Source organism: Mycobacterium triplex (assembly GCF_000689255.1).
Taxonomy (GTDB): Bacteria; Actinomycetota; Actinomycetes; order Mycobacteriales; family Mycobacteriaceae; genus Mycobacterium; species Mycobacterium triplex.
The window spans coordinates 5,827,212-5,840,256 of the sequence record NZ_HG964446.1 but is presented as its reverse complement, the minus strand read 5'-3'; the positions used below and the strand labels follow the sequence as shown (position 1 = coordinate 5,840,256).

Annotated in this window: 14 protein-coding genes; 9 read left to right on the top strand and 5 right to left on the bottom strand. The window is 67.5% G+C overall.

All coding sequences use genetic code 11. The features are described from left to right. Window positions 1-13 precede the first annotated feature (13 nt). Window positions 14-769, top strand: coding sequence for an alpha/beta fold hydrolase (locus tag BN973_RS27140; protein ID WP_036471812.1), 756 nt, complete (start codon window positions 14-16; stop codon window positions 767-769). Here BN973_RS27140 and BN973_RS27135 read toward each other — a convergent pair. Further along, entirely contained in the window at window positions 752-1,663 is a 912-nt protein-coding gene (locus BN973_RS27135) for an HhH-GPD family protein (RefSeq protein ID WP_036471810.1), read from the bottom strand. The two genes, BN973_RS27140 and BN973_RS27135, sit on opposite strands and share 18 nt — an antisense overlap. On the opposite strand from BN973_RS27135, the gene BN973_RS27130 reads away from it, so the two are divergent. Both BN973_RS27130 and BN973_RS27125 read left to right on the top strand, forming a co-directional pair. After that, window positions 1,662-2,279: a carbonic anhydrase gene (locus BN973_RS27130; RefSeq protein WP_036471809.1), complete on the top strand. Its 618-nt coding sequence runs from the start codon at window positions 1,662-1,664 to the stop codon at window positions 2,277-2,279. The genes BN973_RS27135 and BN973_RS27130 overlap by 2 nt on opposite strands. Window positions 2,280-2,368: 89 nt before the next feature. Then, a complete protein-coding gene (locus BN973_RS27125) occupies window positions 2,369-3,169 on the top strand; it encodes a hypothetical protein (protein WP_139830135.1) in 801 nt (266 codons plus the stop codon). Here the strand turns inward: BN973_RS27125 and disA are convergent, their stop codons facing one another. The 3 genes from disA to BN973_RS27110 are packed head-to-tail and all read right to left on the bottom strand — an operon-like array spanning window position 3,170 to window position 6,284. Continuing rightward, window positions 3,170-4,243, bottom strand: a complete 1,074-nt coding sequence (disA, locus tag BN973_RS27120; RefSeq protein WP_036471807.1) for a DNA integrity scanning diadenylate cyclase DisA — start codon at window positions 4,241-4,243, stop codon at window positions 3,170-3,172. It abuts the gene before it with no gap. 14 nt (window positions 4,244-4,257) lie between these two features. Then, entirely contained in the window at window positions 4,258-5,679 is a 1,422-nt protein-coding gene (gene radA / locus BN973_RS27115; RefSeq protein WP_036471806.1) for a DNA repair protein RadA, read from the bottom strand. Window positions 5,680-5,729: 50 nt separating this feature from the next. Further along, on the bottom strand, window positions 5,730-6,284 hold the full coding sequence (locus BN973_RS27110; RefSeq protein WP_036471805.1) for a hypothetical protein: 555 nt from the start codon (window positions 6,282-6,284) through the stop codon (window positions 5,730-5,732). A 312-nt stretch (window positions 6,285-6,596) separates the two neighbouring features. On the opposite strand from BN973_RS27110, the gene carD reads away from it, so the two are divergent. Genes carD through BN973_RS27080 form a run of 6 tightly spaced genes read left to right on the top strand, consistent with a single transcriptional unit; the run spans window position 6,597 to window position 11,639 of the window. Beyond that, window positions 6,597-7,085: an RNA polymerase-binding transcription factor CarD gene (gene carD / locus BN973_RS27105; protein WP_003419482.1), complete on the top strand. Its 489-nt coding sequence runs from the start codon at window positions 6,597-6,599 to the stop codon at window positions 7,083-7,085. Window positions 7,086-7,100: 15 nt separating this feature from the next. Beyond that, a complete protein-coding gene (gene ispD / locus BN973_RS27100) occupies window positions 7,101-7,772 on the top strand; it encodes a 2-C-methyl-D-erythritol 4-phosphate cytidylyltransferase (RefSeq protein ID WP_036471803.1) in 672 nt (223 codons plus the stop codon). Then, entirely contained in the window at window positions 7,769-8,248 is a 480-nt protein-coding gene (ispF, locus tag BN973_RS27095; RefSeq protein ID WP_036471802.1) for a 2-C-methyl-D-erythritol 2,4-cyclodiphosphate synthase, read from the top strand. The genes ispD and ispF overlap by 4 nt, the downstream gene beginning before the upstream one ends. A 51-nt stretch (window positions 8,249-8,299) precedes the next feature. Next, window positions 8,300-9,709: a cysteine--tRNA ligase gene (cysS, locus tag BN973_RS27090; protein WP_036471800.1), complete on the top strand. Its 1,410-nt coding sequence runs from the start codon at window positions 8,300-8,302 to the stop codon at window positions 9,707-9,709. Between the two features lie 11 nt (window positions 9,710-9,720). Beyond that, window positions 9,721-10,653, top strand: coding sequence for a 23S rRNA (guanosine(2251)-2'-O)-methyltransferase RlmB (rlmB, locus tag BN973_RS27085; RefSeq protein WP_036471799.1), 933 nt, complete (start codon window positions 9,721-9,723; stop codon window positions 10,651-10,653). 5 nt (window positions 10,654-10,658) lie between these two features. Then, window positions 10,659-11,639, top strand: a complete 981-nt coding sequence (locus BN973_RS27080) for a glycerophosphodiester phosphodiesterase (protein WP_051641507.1) — start codon at window positions 10,659-10,661, stop codon at window positions 11,637-11,639. On the opposite strand, the gene BN973_RS27075 is transcribed toward BN973_RS27080, so the two are convergent. Then, window positions 11,636-12,991 (bottom strand): FAD-dependent oxidoreductase, encoded by a 1,356-nt coding sequence (locus BN973_RS27075; protein ID WP_232232157.1) that lies wholly within the window; start codon window positions 12,989-12,991, stop codon window positions 11,636-11,638. The genes BN973_RS27080 and BN973_RS27075 overlap by 4 nt on opposite strands. Window positions 12,992-13,045 lie beyond the last annotated feature (54 nt).

Here is a 13,045-nt window from a genome sequence, read left to right as displayed (position 1 = left end):
GCAAGATGGTGGAATGCCCACCGATCTGCTGACCTGTCGGGGCGGGCACGGCGAGCCGCTGATATTGGTGCACGGCCTGATGGGTCGCGGCAGCACCTGGTCGCGGCAGCTGCCGTGGCTGACCCGGCTGGGCACCGTCTACACCTACGATGCGCCGTGGCATCGCGGCCGCGACGTCGAGGACCCGTACCCGATCAGCACCGAACGCTTCGTGGCCGATCTCGCCGACGCTGTAACCACATTGGACGCGCCGGTCCGGCTGTTGGGGCATTCGATGGGGGCCCTGCACTCGTGGTGCCTGGCCGCGCAGCGCCCGGAATTGGTGTCGGCGTTGGTGCTCGAGGACATGGCGCCGGACTTCCGCGGGCGCACCACCGGTCCCTGGGAGCCGTGGTTGCATGCGCTGCCCGTCGAATTCAGCACTGAGCAACAGGTTTTCAACGAATTCGGACCGGTCGCCGGCCAGTATTTCCTGGATGCCTTCGACCGCACCGACACCGGTTGGCGGCTACACGGCCACACCTCGCGATGGATCGAGATCGCCGCGGAATGGGGCACCCGGGACTACTGGGAGCAGTGGCTGACCGTCCGGGCCCCGGCGTTGCTGCTCGAGGCCGGCAACTCCGTCGCCCCGCCGGGCCAGATGCGCGTCATGTCCGAAAAGCACTCTGCTGCGACCTATCTGATGGTACCCGAGGCTGGTCACCTGATCCACGACGAAGCGCCGCAGGTCTACCGGCAAGCGGTCGAGCTATTCCTCGCCGGCTAACCCGAACCGGCCGTCACCGGTCTGCGTCACCAGGCCGTCGGCAAGCAGCGAGTACAACGCCCGGTCCCGCTGCGCGGTATCGCTCAGCCATGCCACATCCAGCTCTGCCCGGGTCACCGGAGAATCTTTGGCGCGCAACACATCGAGTAGGCGGCCACGGACCTGCCGGTCAGTTCCCGCGTACGTCTGAACACGGCGGGCCGGCCCGTCCGCCGGGGGAAAGCCGGCCTGCCGCCACGCGCAGTGATCGACCGGGCACAACCCACAGCGGGGCGTCCGCGCGATGCACACCGTGGCACCCAATTCCATCAGCGCCGCCGAAAATTCAGGCGCCGTATCGTCATTCGGCAGCAGTGCCGAGACATCGGCAAGATCGCGCGACGCCGACGGCGTGCCGGCATCGGCCAGGCCGTGCACGGCGCGGGCCACCACCCGTCGCACGTTGGTGTCCACCACCGGCACTGCCTTGCGGTAGGCGAAGCACGCCACCGCCCGCGCGGTGTAGGTGCCGATTCCCGGTAATTCCAACAGGGTTTCGACGTCGTCGGGTACGACGTCGCCGTGGTCGCGCGCAATCACGATCGCGCACTCGTGCAGACGCTTCGCGCGTCTGGGGTAGCCCAGCTTGCCCCACGCCCGCAGCACGTCGGCCGCGCTGGCCGCCGCGGTCGCCGACGGCGTGGGCCAGCGCCGCACCCATTCGGTCCAGATCGGCAGCACCCGGGCCACCGGAGTCTGCTGCAGCATGAACTCGCTGACCAGGATCTGCCACGCGTCCACACCCGGTTCCCGCCAGGGCAGATCGCGACGCGAGCGCGCGTACCAATCAAGAAGATTGGTATCTGATATGTGTGGACTGCCAATCATCGGCGGCTGCGGCATGATGAGTGCCATGCCCAACTCCAATCCGGTATCCGCCTGGAAAGCACTCAAAGAGGGTAACGAGCGCTTCGTCGCCGGCCAGCCTGCGCACCCGAGCCAGAGTGTCGACCATCGGGCCAGTCTGGCCGCCGGCCAGAAGCCGACCGCGGTCATCTTCGGCTGTTCGGACAGCCGAGTGGCCGCCGAGCTGATCTTCGATCAGGGCCTGGGTGACGTGTTCGTGGTTCGCACCGCGGGGCAGGCCATCGATACGGCGGTGCTGGGCTCGATCGAATACGCGGTCGTGGTCCTCGACGTCCCGTTGATCGTCGTCCTCGGCCATAACAACTGTGGTGCCGTCACGGCCGCGGTGGGCGCCATCGACGACGGTGCAATACCCTCCGGCTTCGTACGGGACCTGGTCGAACGGGTCTCGTCGTCGATCCTGCTGGGTAGGCGTGACGGCCTGACCCGCGTCGACGAGTTCGAGGACCGCCACGTACAAGAAACGTTGGCACAGCTGGTGTCGCGTTCTTCGGCTATCTCGGAGCGCGTGTCGGCGGGCACGCTGGGGCTGGCCGGGGTCACCTATCACCTGGCCGACGGCCGGGCGGTGTTGGTCGACCACATCGGAGACATCGGCGAATAGTGGCGAATAGCACTCCATCGGCCAGCTAACATCGCGACACGCCGAGTCGGATCGGGCAAATCGGCGTGACCTGGACTTATGGTGTGACCGTGCTGGATCTGGAACCGCGTGGCCCGCTACCCACGGAGATCTATTGGCGGCGCAGGGGGCTGGCCCTGGGGATCGTGGTCGTCGTGATCGGCATCATTGTCGCTGCTGTCATTGCGTTTATGGGCAACACCGCCGGCGCCAAACCCGCCAGCGTCAACAAGGCCGGCCCGGGTCAAAGCACCCCGGCGGCGCCTCCGCCGCAAGCGCCGCCCCCACCGGGGCAGGAAGGCGTCACCCCGGTGCCGCAGGGAACTAACCCCGAGGCCCCCACCCCGACCGCGGCCGTGCAGCCGCCCCCGGTGCTCAAGGAGGGCGACGACTGCCCCGACTCGACGCTGGCCGTCAAGGGGCTGACCAACGCTCCCCAGTATTTCATCGGTGACCAGCCGAAGTTCACGATGGTCGTCACCAACATCGGGTTGGTGGCCTGCAAGCGCGATGTCGGCGCCGCCGTGCTGGCCGCCTACGTCTACTCGCTGGACAACAAGCGGCTGTGGTCCAACCTGGACTGCGCGCCGTCCAACGAGACCCTGGTCAAGACCTTCACGCCGGGCGAACAGGTGACGACGGCGGTGACCTGGACCGGGATGGGGTCCTCGCCGCACTGCCCGCTGCCGCGGCCGGCGATCGGGCCCGGCACCTACAACCTCGTCGTCCAGCTGGGCAATCTGCGCTCGCTCGCGGTTCCGTTCATTTTGAACCAGCCGCCGCCCCCGCCGGGGCCGGTGCCGGGTCAGCCGGCGGTGCCGCAGCCGGAGGCTCCGCCCGGGGCTGCTCCCGGTCCCTCGCCCGCGGGCTAGTTAGTTGAGCGGGTCGGCGATCGTCGACTCCGCCAACTGCGAGAGCCCTTCCCGGACATGGCGGGCCCACATCGAGCCGATGCCGTCGACCGATTGCAAGTCGTTGGAGCTGGCGGCCAGCAGACCCTGCAGCGTCCCGAAGCTGCGGACCAACAGATCCACATGCGCGAACTGCAGCCGTGGGATGCCGGCCATCGCACGGTAGCCGCGCGGGCTCAGCGCCGAATCTTGCGCCTCGGCCGTCGTCGGATATCCGAAAACCTTTGCCAGCGAAGTGATTTCGAGTAACTCCGTGTCCGACAAGGCGTCCAGCTCATCCAGCGTCGCGATCATCTGTGCATCCGAGAGCGGCTCGGGGCTGGCGTGGTAGTCGCGCACGATCAACTCTCGGTCGGTGTCGTTGCCGCCCAGCAGCTCCTCGAGCTGCAACCGCAGCTGACGCCCGTCGGTGCCCAATTCGACGACGTCGTAGTCGATCACCAGCCCGATTCGGCGGACCAGCTCGAGTCGCTGCACCACGGTCATCACATCGCGCAGCGTGACGAAGTCTTCGATCTCGGCGCGGGACAGCAACCTGCTGACCTCGTCGAGGCGGGTCTTGTAGCGCTCCAGGGTGGCGATGGCCTGGTTGGCCCGCGACAGGATTGTCGCGGAATCGGCGAGCACGTGGCGCTCCCCGCCGACGTAGACGGTGACGATGTTCATCGAGTGGCTGACCGAGATCACCGGGTGCCCGGTCTGGATCGCGGCCCGTTCCGCCGAGCGGTGCCGGGTGCCCGACTCATCGGTGGGTATCGACGGATCGGGAACCAACTGCACGTTGGCCCGCACGATGCGGCTGGCGTCGGTTGACAGCACGACGGCGCCGTCCATTTTGGCCAATTCGCGTAGCCGGGTCGGGGCGTATCGGACATCCAGGGCGAAGCCGCCGTCGCAGATCGCCTCGACGTTCTCGTCGTTGCCCAGCACGATCAGCGCGCCGGTACGGCCGCGCAGAATGCGCTCCAGGCCGTCGCGGAGCCCGGTGCCCGGTGCCAGGCGGGCGACTGTTTCACGCAGCGTGGGACGCGTCACAGCCTGTCATTCTGCTACGCCATTGCCGGTGGCGGGACAATGTGTAGCCGTTCGAGCCGTACGGGCCCGCTGCTGCGGTGGTCGGCGATGTCGATCATGTGCCCCAGCGCCGCGCCGATGTTGGGTGCGCTCAGGGCGCGCATGCCCCGCGGAACGGCCTCGCAGCCCGGCGGAATCAGCGCGATGCTGAACCCCTGCCGGGCGGCTTCGGCCAGCCGCCGATCCATCCCGCTCACCCGGCGCAGATCGCCCGCCAGTCCGACCTCGCCGATCATCACCGCGGTGGTGGGCAGCGGCAGATCGGCAAGGGCCGACGCCAGCGCGATCGCGACGGCAAGGTCCGAGGACGGGTCGGTCAGCCGCATGCCGCCCACCGTGGACAGGTAGATGTCGTTGGCGGCGAGCGGCAGCCCGGCGTGCTTTTCCAGCACGGCGGTGATCATCGCGGCGCGGGAGTGATCGATCCCGCTGACCGCGCGGCGCGGCGAACCGGCGTTCGGCGTGGCCAGCAGTGCCTGGACTTCGCCGATCAGCGGGCGTTTGCCGTCCAAAGCGACCGTGATCGCGGTACCGGGCACCGGGGCGGGCCGCTGATCCAAAAACAGGTTGGACGGGTCGGCCACGCCCTCAATTCCGTTGTCGTGCAACAGGAAACACCCGACCTCGTCGGCGCCACCGAAGCGGTTCTTGATGCCGCGGACCATTCGCAGCGAGCCGTTGCGGTCGCCCTCGAAATGCAGCACGACGTCGACCAGGTGTTCCAGCGAGCGTGGTCCGGCGATCGCGCCGTCCTTGGTGACGTGGCCGACCAGGATCAGTGCCACGCCGTTGGCCTTGGCGGCGGCGGTCAGCGCGGCCGTCACCGCGCGCACCTGGGTGACCCCGCCGGCGACCCCGTCGGACTCGGTGGTGGACATGGTTTGCACGGAGTCGACGATCACCAGCGCGGGTTTGACCGTGGCGATGTGCTCGAGCACCGTGTGCACGTCGGATTCGGCGGCCAGGTACAGCTCGTCGCTGCCGCAGTCGATGCGGTCGGCGCGCAGCCTGATCTGGCCCGCGGACTCCTCGCCGGAGATGTACAGCGCGCGCCGCCCGGACTGCGCCCACAGATGGGCGACCTTGAGCAGCAGCGTCGACTTGCCGACGCCCGGATCACCGGCCAGCAGCGTCACCGACCCGGGCACCACGCCGCCGCCGAGCACGCGGTCCAGCTCGTCGATGCCCGTCGCGCGGTGCTGGCTGGCGGTGGGTTCGATGGAACTGATCGGCACGGCGAGCGACGCCGCATTCACCGGCCGACGGCCGCCCACCGTTCTGAGCACGGCCACCTCGTCGACGGTGCCCCAGGTGCCGCAATCGCCGCAGCGGCCCACCCATTTGGCGGTGACATGTCCGCACTCCGAGCAACGGTATTGCGAGCGCGCATTAGCCACGTCATGACGGTATCCGGCGGGACCGACAAGACCCGCTGTGACACGGCCGTCTAGACCTCCGACGAAGCCATTCCGGCCGAAATCGGCACCTGCACGCTGGCTTGGCCGGCCTTCTCGAAGGTGAAGGTGAAGGTGTAGGCGAGGCCGTTCGTGATCGGCTTGGCCAGATTGACCGACGCCTTGGCCGCGCTATTGGGGTTGAGCGGGCCCGGGGCCACCTTCTGGCCTTCCGGCGTACCGATGAACAGCATGCCGCTGGCGGGCAGGCGAGCGTCACCGGTGACCGTCACGGTGCCGATATCGCTGGTGATCCCCAGCAGCCGGTCCTCGACATCCGGGGACTGATTCACGGCCACCAGCACCAGGTCCACGTTTTTGCCCGGACGCAGGTAGTCACCGGTCTGCACGGCCTGGATGCGGATGTCGCGCAGCGCCACGTTGTTGAAGGTGACCTTGTTGCCGTTGACGGCGGGCTCCTGCGTGGCCATCTGCGAGATCTGGCCGGCCCCGCAGCCGGTGAGCACGGCGGCGACCAGGGCGGCCAGGCCGACTAGAACGACTCGGGCGCGAAGGCCGGCCGCGAGGCTGGTCTTGAAGCGATTCACTCGATGCCTCCTGGGCTCGGTCCGGCTGGTCAGAGCAAGTCGTGGCACGATGACGCCCGCGTCGCCGTGCAACTATGCACAGTAGTAGGAACGCCGTTTGAGCGGTAGCGCAGGTGCCAAGACCAGCGCCGCAGCGCCGGTGGCGGGGGCACTGCCGTGGGCGGGACCAGGCATTGCTAGTGTGTTCCATTGCACGTCTTCGTCCGTCTGTCAACCCCTATTCAACGCGCGTTGTGCCCCTGACCTGCACTGTTGCTACGCGTGTGTTGGACCGCCGTGTTAGACTGAGGTAACGAAAGGGGCTCGAATCTGATGATCTTCAAGGTCGGCGACACCGTTGTTTATCCACACCACGGTGCTGCGTTAGTCGAGGCGATCGAAACCCGCACCATCAAAGGGGAGCAAAAAGAGTATCTCGTCTTGAAAGTTGCGCAGGGTGACCTGACCGTTCGAGTTCCCGCCGAGAACGCCGAATATGTCGGCGTCCGCGACGTCGTGGGACAAGAAGGCCTGGACAAGGTCTTCCAGGTGTTGCGCGCTCCCCACACTGAGGAGCCCACCAACTGGTCGCGCCGCTACAAGGCCAACCTCGAGAAGCTCGCTTCCGGCGACGTCAACAAGGTCGCCGAAGTTGTCCGCGACTTGTGGCGTCGCGACCAGGAACGCGGCCTGTCCGCGGGCGAAAAGCGCATGCTGGCCAAGGCCCGGCAGATTCTGGTCGGTGAGTTGGCGCTCGCTGAGAGCACCGACGACGCCAAAGCGGAGACCATCCTCGACGAGGTTTTGGCCGCCGCTTCCTGAAGGCCCTGAGCTCAGGTGGTCGGGGGCACAGTTGTCGCAGTGGTCCCGGCCGCGGGGTCCGGCGAGCGGCTGCGCGCCGGTATCCCGAAGGCATTTTGCGAACTCGATGGGCGCACACTGCTGGAATGGGCCGTCGCGGGTTTGCTGAAATCGGGGGTCGTCAACCGCGTGGTGGCGGCGGTGCCCGCTGATCGCATCGACCAGGCCGAGCAAGTCCTGGGCAACCAGGCCATCGTTGTGGCCGGCGGCGCCGGGCGCACCGAATCGGTCAGTCTGGCATTATCCGCCCTGCCCGGCGAACCGGATTTCGTGCTGGTTCACGACGCCGCGCGGGCCCTGACGCCCCCGGAGCTGATCGTGCGGGTGGTCGATACGTTGCGGGCCGGGCACGGCGCGGTGGTGCCCGCGCTGCCGCTGCATGACACCATCAAGGCCGTGGACGCCAACGGCGTGGTGCTGGGCACTCCGGAACGTTCCGGGCTACGCGCCGTGCAGACTCCGCAAGGGTTCGCCACCGACCTGTTGTTGCGCGCCTACCAGCGAGCGGCCGGCGCGGTTTTTACCGACGACGCATCCCTGGTGGAACATGTCGGCGGCCAGGTGCAGGTGATCGACGGCGACCCGCTCGCATTCAAAATCACCACCCAGCTGGATCTGCTGCTGGCCCAAGCGATTGTGCGCCGGTGACCGACCTTCCCAGGGTCGGCCTGGCTACCGACGTCCACCCGATCGAGCCCGGACGGCCGTGCCGATTGCTGGGTCTGCTGTTCCCCGACGCCGACGGCTGCGCGGGGCATTCCGACGGTGACGTGGCCGCGCACGCGTTGTGCGATGCGCTGTTGTCGGCCGCCGGGCTGGGCGACATCGGCGCGGTGTTCGGCGTCGACGATCCGCGCTGGCAAGGCATCAGCGGCGCCGACATGCTGCGTCACGTCGTCGATTTGCTTGCGGGGCAAGGCTTTCGGGTTGGAAACGCTGTCGTGCAGGTGATCGGTAACCAGCCGAAGATCGGCCCGCGCCGCGCCGAGGCGCAGCAGCTGCTCTCCGATCTGCTGCGGGCTCCGGTGTCGGTTTCGGCGACCACGACCGACGGGCTGGGGCTGACCGGTCGGGGCGAGGGCTTGGCCGCGATTGCGACGGCCCTCGTTGTCCCCCACCGATAGCCCAGCGAGCTGCGGTCGGCCGGGCTGAAGTACCAGGTAAGCTGGCACGTCGTGACCGATCGCCCCCCTATGCGGCTACACGACACCGCAGCCGGTGCTGTGCGTGAATTCGTTCCGCTGCGCGAGGGGCACGTCTCCATCTATCTGTGTGGCGCCACCGTCCAGGGGCAGCCCCACATCGGGCATGTCCGCAGCGGCGTGGCATTCGACATCCTGCGCCGCTGGCTGATGGCGCGCGGCTACGACGTCGCGTTCATCCGCAACGTGACCGACATCGACGACAAGATCCTCAACAAGGCCGCTGCCGCGTGCCGGCCGTGGTGGGAGTGGGCGGCCACCTACGAGCGCGCGTTCACCGCGGCTTACGACGCCCTCGATGTCCTGCCGCCGTCGGCGGAGCCGCGCGCCACGGGCCATATCACCCAGATGGTCGAATTGATGGAACGCCTGATCGAAAACGGTCACGCCTATGCCAGTGGCGGTGACGTCTACTTCGACGTGCTCAGCTATCCGGAGTACGGCCAGCTGTCCGGCCACAAGATCGACGACGTCCATCAGGGCGAGGGTGTGGCCACCGGCAAGCGTGACGAGCGCGACTTCACCATGTGGAAGGGCGCCAAACCCGGCGAGCCGTCGTGGCCGACACCGTGGGGGCGCGGCCGCCCGGGTTGGCATCTGGAATGCTCGGCCATGGCACGCACCTATCTGGGCGCGGAGTTCGATATCCATTGTGGTGGAATGGATTTGGTATTTCCACACCACGAGAACGAGATCGCGCAAAGCCGCGCGGCGGGCGACGGATTCGCCCGTTACTGGCTGCACAACGGCTGGGTCACCCTCGGCGGGGAGAAAATGAGCAAGTCGCTGGGCAATGTGTTGTCCATCCCGGCGATGCTGCAGCGCGTCCGGCCGCCGGAATTGCGCTACTACCTGGGCAGTGCCCACTACCGGTCGATGCTCGAATTCTCCGAGACCGCCCTGCAGGACGCCGTGAAAGCCTATGTGGGCGTTGAGGAATTCCTGCATCGGGTGCGGGTCCGGGTCGGCGGCGTCGTCCCCGGTGAGTGGACGCCACGATTCGCCGAGGCGCTCGACGACGACCTCGCGGTCCCGATCGCGTTGGCCGAGATCCACCACGCGCGCGCCGAGGGCAACCGGGCGCTCGATGCCGGCGACCATGAGGGCGCGTTGGAGAATGCTCGCGCGATCCGTGCGATGATGGGCATCCTGGGCTGCGACCCGCTGGACGAACGGTGGGAAACGCGCGACGAGACGTCGGCCGCGCTCGCGGCGGTCGACGTGCTCGTCCAGGCCGAACTGGAAAGTCGGCAGCAAGCGCGCGAAGAGCGAAATTGGGCTCTGGCAGACGAGATTCGGGAACGGCTCAAGAACGCCGGCATCGAGGTCACCGACACCGCCGACGGGCCGCAGTGGGAGCTGCAAGCCGGTCCGGAAAAGTGATGGACAAGTAGATGGCCGGCAACTCGCGGCGTCAAGGTGCAATACGTAAGTCAGGCAGCAAGAAAGCCCCGACCGTAGGTTCGGGCGGCCAGCGGCGCCGGGCGCTGGAGGGCCGTGGTCCCACCCCGCCGGCGCACATGCGCCCCAATCATCCCGCTGCCAAGCGCGCTGCCCAGCCGCAGCCGCGTCGGCCGGCCAAACGAACCGACGAAACCGAAACCGTGCTCGGTCGCAACCCGGTAGTGGAATGCCTGCGCGCCGGAGTCCCCGCGACCGCTCTGTACGTCGCGCTGGGCGCCGAAGCGGACGAACGCCTGACCGAATCTGTCACCCGAGCAGCCGATTTGGGCATCGCAATCCTGGAAGTGCCGCGCTCCGACCTGGACAAGATGACCAACAACCATCTACACCAGGGCATAGCGCTGCAGGTGCCGCCGTACAACTATGCCCACCCCGACGACCTGCTCACGACCGCACTGCAGTCGCCGCCGGCGCTGCTGGTCGCGCTGGACAACATCTCCGATCCCCGCAACCTCGGAGCGATCGTGCGCTCGGTTGCGGCCTTCGGCGGCCACGGCGTGGTCATACCCCAGCGCCGTTCGGCCTCGGTGACGGCGGTGGCCTGGCGTACCAGCGCCGGCGCCGCTGCCCGGCTTCCGGTGGCACGTGCCACCAATCTCACCAGGACACTGAAGAATTGGGCAGACCGGGGTGTGCGGGTTATCGGGTTGGACGCCGGCGGCGACACGGTAGTCGACGACCTGGACGGCACCGACCCGACCGTGGTGGTCGTCGGATCCGAAGGCAAGGGCCTGTCCCGGTTGGTGCGGCAGAACTGCGACCAGGTGGTGTCGATACCGATGGCCGGGCATGCCGAATCGCTGAATGCCTCGGTGGCCGCCGGGGTGGTACTCGCCGAAATCGCGCGTCAGCGCAGAAGTTAACCCGATTGCCCGGCCGGTTCGCCCGCCTGGGCGCCCTGCTGACCGCGGTCACGTTGCTGGTGCCGCTGCCGGTGTCGGCAGCGCAGGAACCGGGCCTTGATCTGCAGGCGCATCGCGGCGGGCGGGGCGAAACCACCGAGGAATCGTTGCGCGCGTTCGCCAAATCGCTCGAAATCGGGGTCAGCACACTCGAACTCGACATAGTCATCACCAAGGACGGCCAACCGCTGGTGTGGCACGATCCGGCGATCGACGCGCAGAAATGCGTCGACACCGGGCCCGCATTCGCCGGTGACCCACAATACCCTTATGTCGGAAAGCTGGTGCACGAGCTCACCGTGACCCAGATCCGCACCCTGGATTGCGGACGCCTGCTGCCCGAGTTCCCCCGGGCTGAAGTGGTGCGGGGCAACAAGATAGCGACCCTGCCGGAGGTCTTCGCGCTCGCCGACTCGTATCGAGCGGCGGTGCGCTACAACATCGAGACCAAGGTGGAGGCCGACCAGCCAAGCAGATCTGCCGAGCCCCAGGAGTTCGTCGACGTGGTCCTAAGTGCGGTCAGGTCCGCCGGCAAGGTTTCTTCCGTCGAGATCCAGAGCTTCGACTGGCGAACGCTGCCGATGGTGCACCGGGCCGAAGCGTCGATTCCGTTGGTGGCGTTGTACAACGAGCAGACCTGGGCGCCGGATTCGCCGTGGCTGGCCGGCATCGACGCCGCGGCCGTCGGGGATCCGATGCTCGGGGCGCTGATGGTGGGGGCAAACGCCGTGTCGCCCAGATATCAGCTGGTCACCGGCAAGTCGTATGTCGATCACGCACATGCATTGGGGCTCAAGGTTATTCCGTGGACCGTCAACGACACCGGTGCTATGCGCGAGCAAATCGGCTTTCGTGTGGACGGCATCATCACCGACTACCCCGCGACGCTGCGTGATGTGATGGCCGAGCTTGGCATGCCGTTGCCGCCGGCCTATCACCGGGGCTAGACGGCCACGTTGCCGGCCAGCCCGAGACCCACATTGGCGAGCTGATCTACGCCGCGTCGCTGCCGTCGGCGATTGGCCAGGGCGGCGCGCCACAGCATGCCCGGGCGCAGCAGCCGAGCAGCGGGGTCGGCGAACGAGGTCACTCGGAAGAACTGATCGACTGCGACGGGGTCGTATTCGGCCGCGGTGAGTACCCGATCGACGTATGCGTTGAGCAGCCGGGTGAACAGCGGTGGTTTGCCGTCGATCTCGGGCAGGCAGAGGTCCGGATTGGCCGACAGTTCCCAGGCCGTGCGGATCGGTACCGCCGCAGCCCGGAAGAATCGCCCAGACAAATCCGCTGTGCCACAGTCCAAGCAGTCGCGCAGCGCCAACGCCTCGAGGGCGGCGACGGTCATGCCCTGGCCATAGATCGGATTGAAGCTGCAGATCGCGTCGCCGAAAACCAGCAGGCCCTGCGGGAACCGCCGCAACTTGTCGTAGCGGCGCCACCGACTGGACGGCTGACGATGCCGCGTCGCCTCTCCGATCGGTTCGGCGGCCTGTATCGCGGCCAGCACGTGCGGTGGCGCGCAGTCGTCGACGAACTCGCACATCGACATCAGGTCGGGGCGCGGCCCATGACCTGCGATGCCAAAAACGGTGAACATCCAGGTGTCGTTCTCCGAGTGCACAAAGCCCAGCCCGCGCGGCCGGCCCGGCGCGGTTCCGACGACGAAACCGAACTCGTGCAGCGCGTCCGGTGCCATGCTCAGCAACTGGCTCACGTAGGTCAACTCCACCCTGACCTGGTCCTCGCGCGGGCCGTCGTAGCCAAGGTCGTTCAGCCAGGTCGGCGTGCGGGCGCCGCGCCCGGTCGCATCGACCACCAAATCCGTCCGCAGCGTGAGGCCTTCATTGGTGCGACGGTGGACCACCCGCGCCCCGGTGACGCGATGGCGGTCCGGCGTCGCGGTCAAGTTCACGATGTCGTGCTCGTCGAGCAGCGTGATGTTGGGGATAGTGCGCAGCCGCGCGCGGACGTGATCCTCGAGGAAAGGCCGGGTTGCGATGTACGCGGTGAACGACGGGGCGCTGCCGTTTCGCGCCATCAGGTGTCCGCCCACGTCGTAGTACACCCGCGACAGATCCGTGCCGTCGACGTAATGCGCGCCGTCGACCAGCAGTTCGTCGAGGATGCCGGGGAACAATTCCTCCAGTGCTTGCGCACCGCGGGGCAGCAGGCCGTGCAGGTGCCGACCCTGCGGCACACCCCGGCGAGGGACGCCGATATCGGGAAGCGGGTCGCGCTCCGCCACCGTCACCACGTCAAAGAACTCGCTGAGGGAGCGTGCGGCTAACAGACCGGCCATGCTCGCTCCCAATACCACCGCGTGATTACCGATCGTCGCCATAGCCCACCGCCT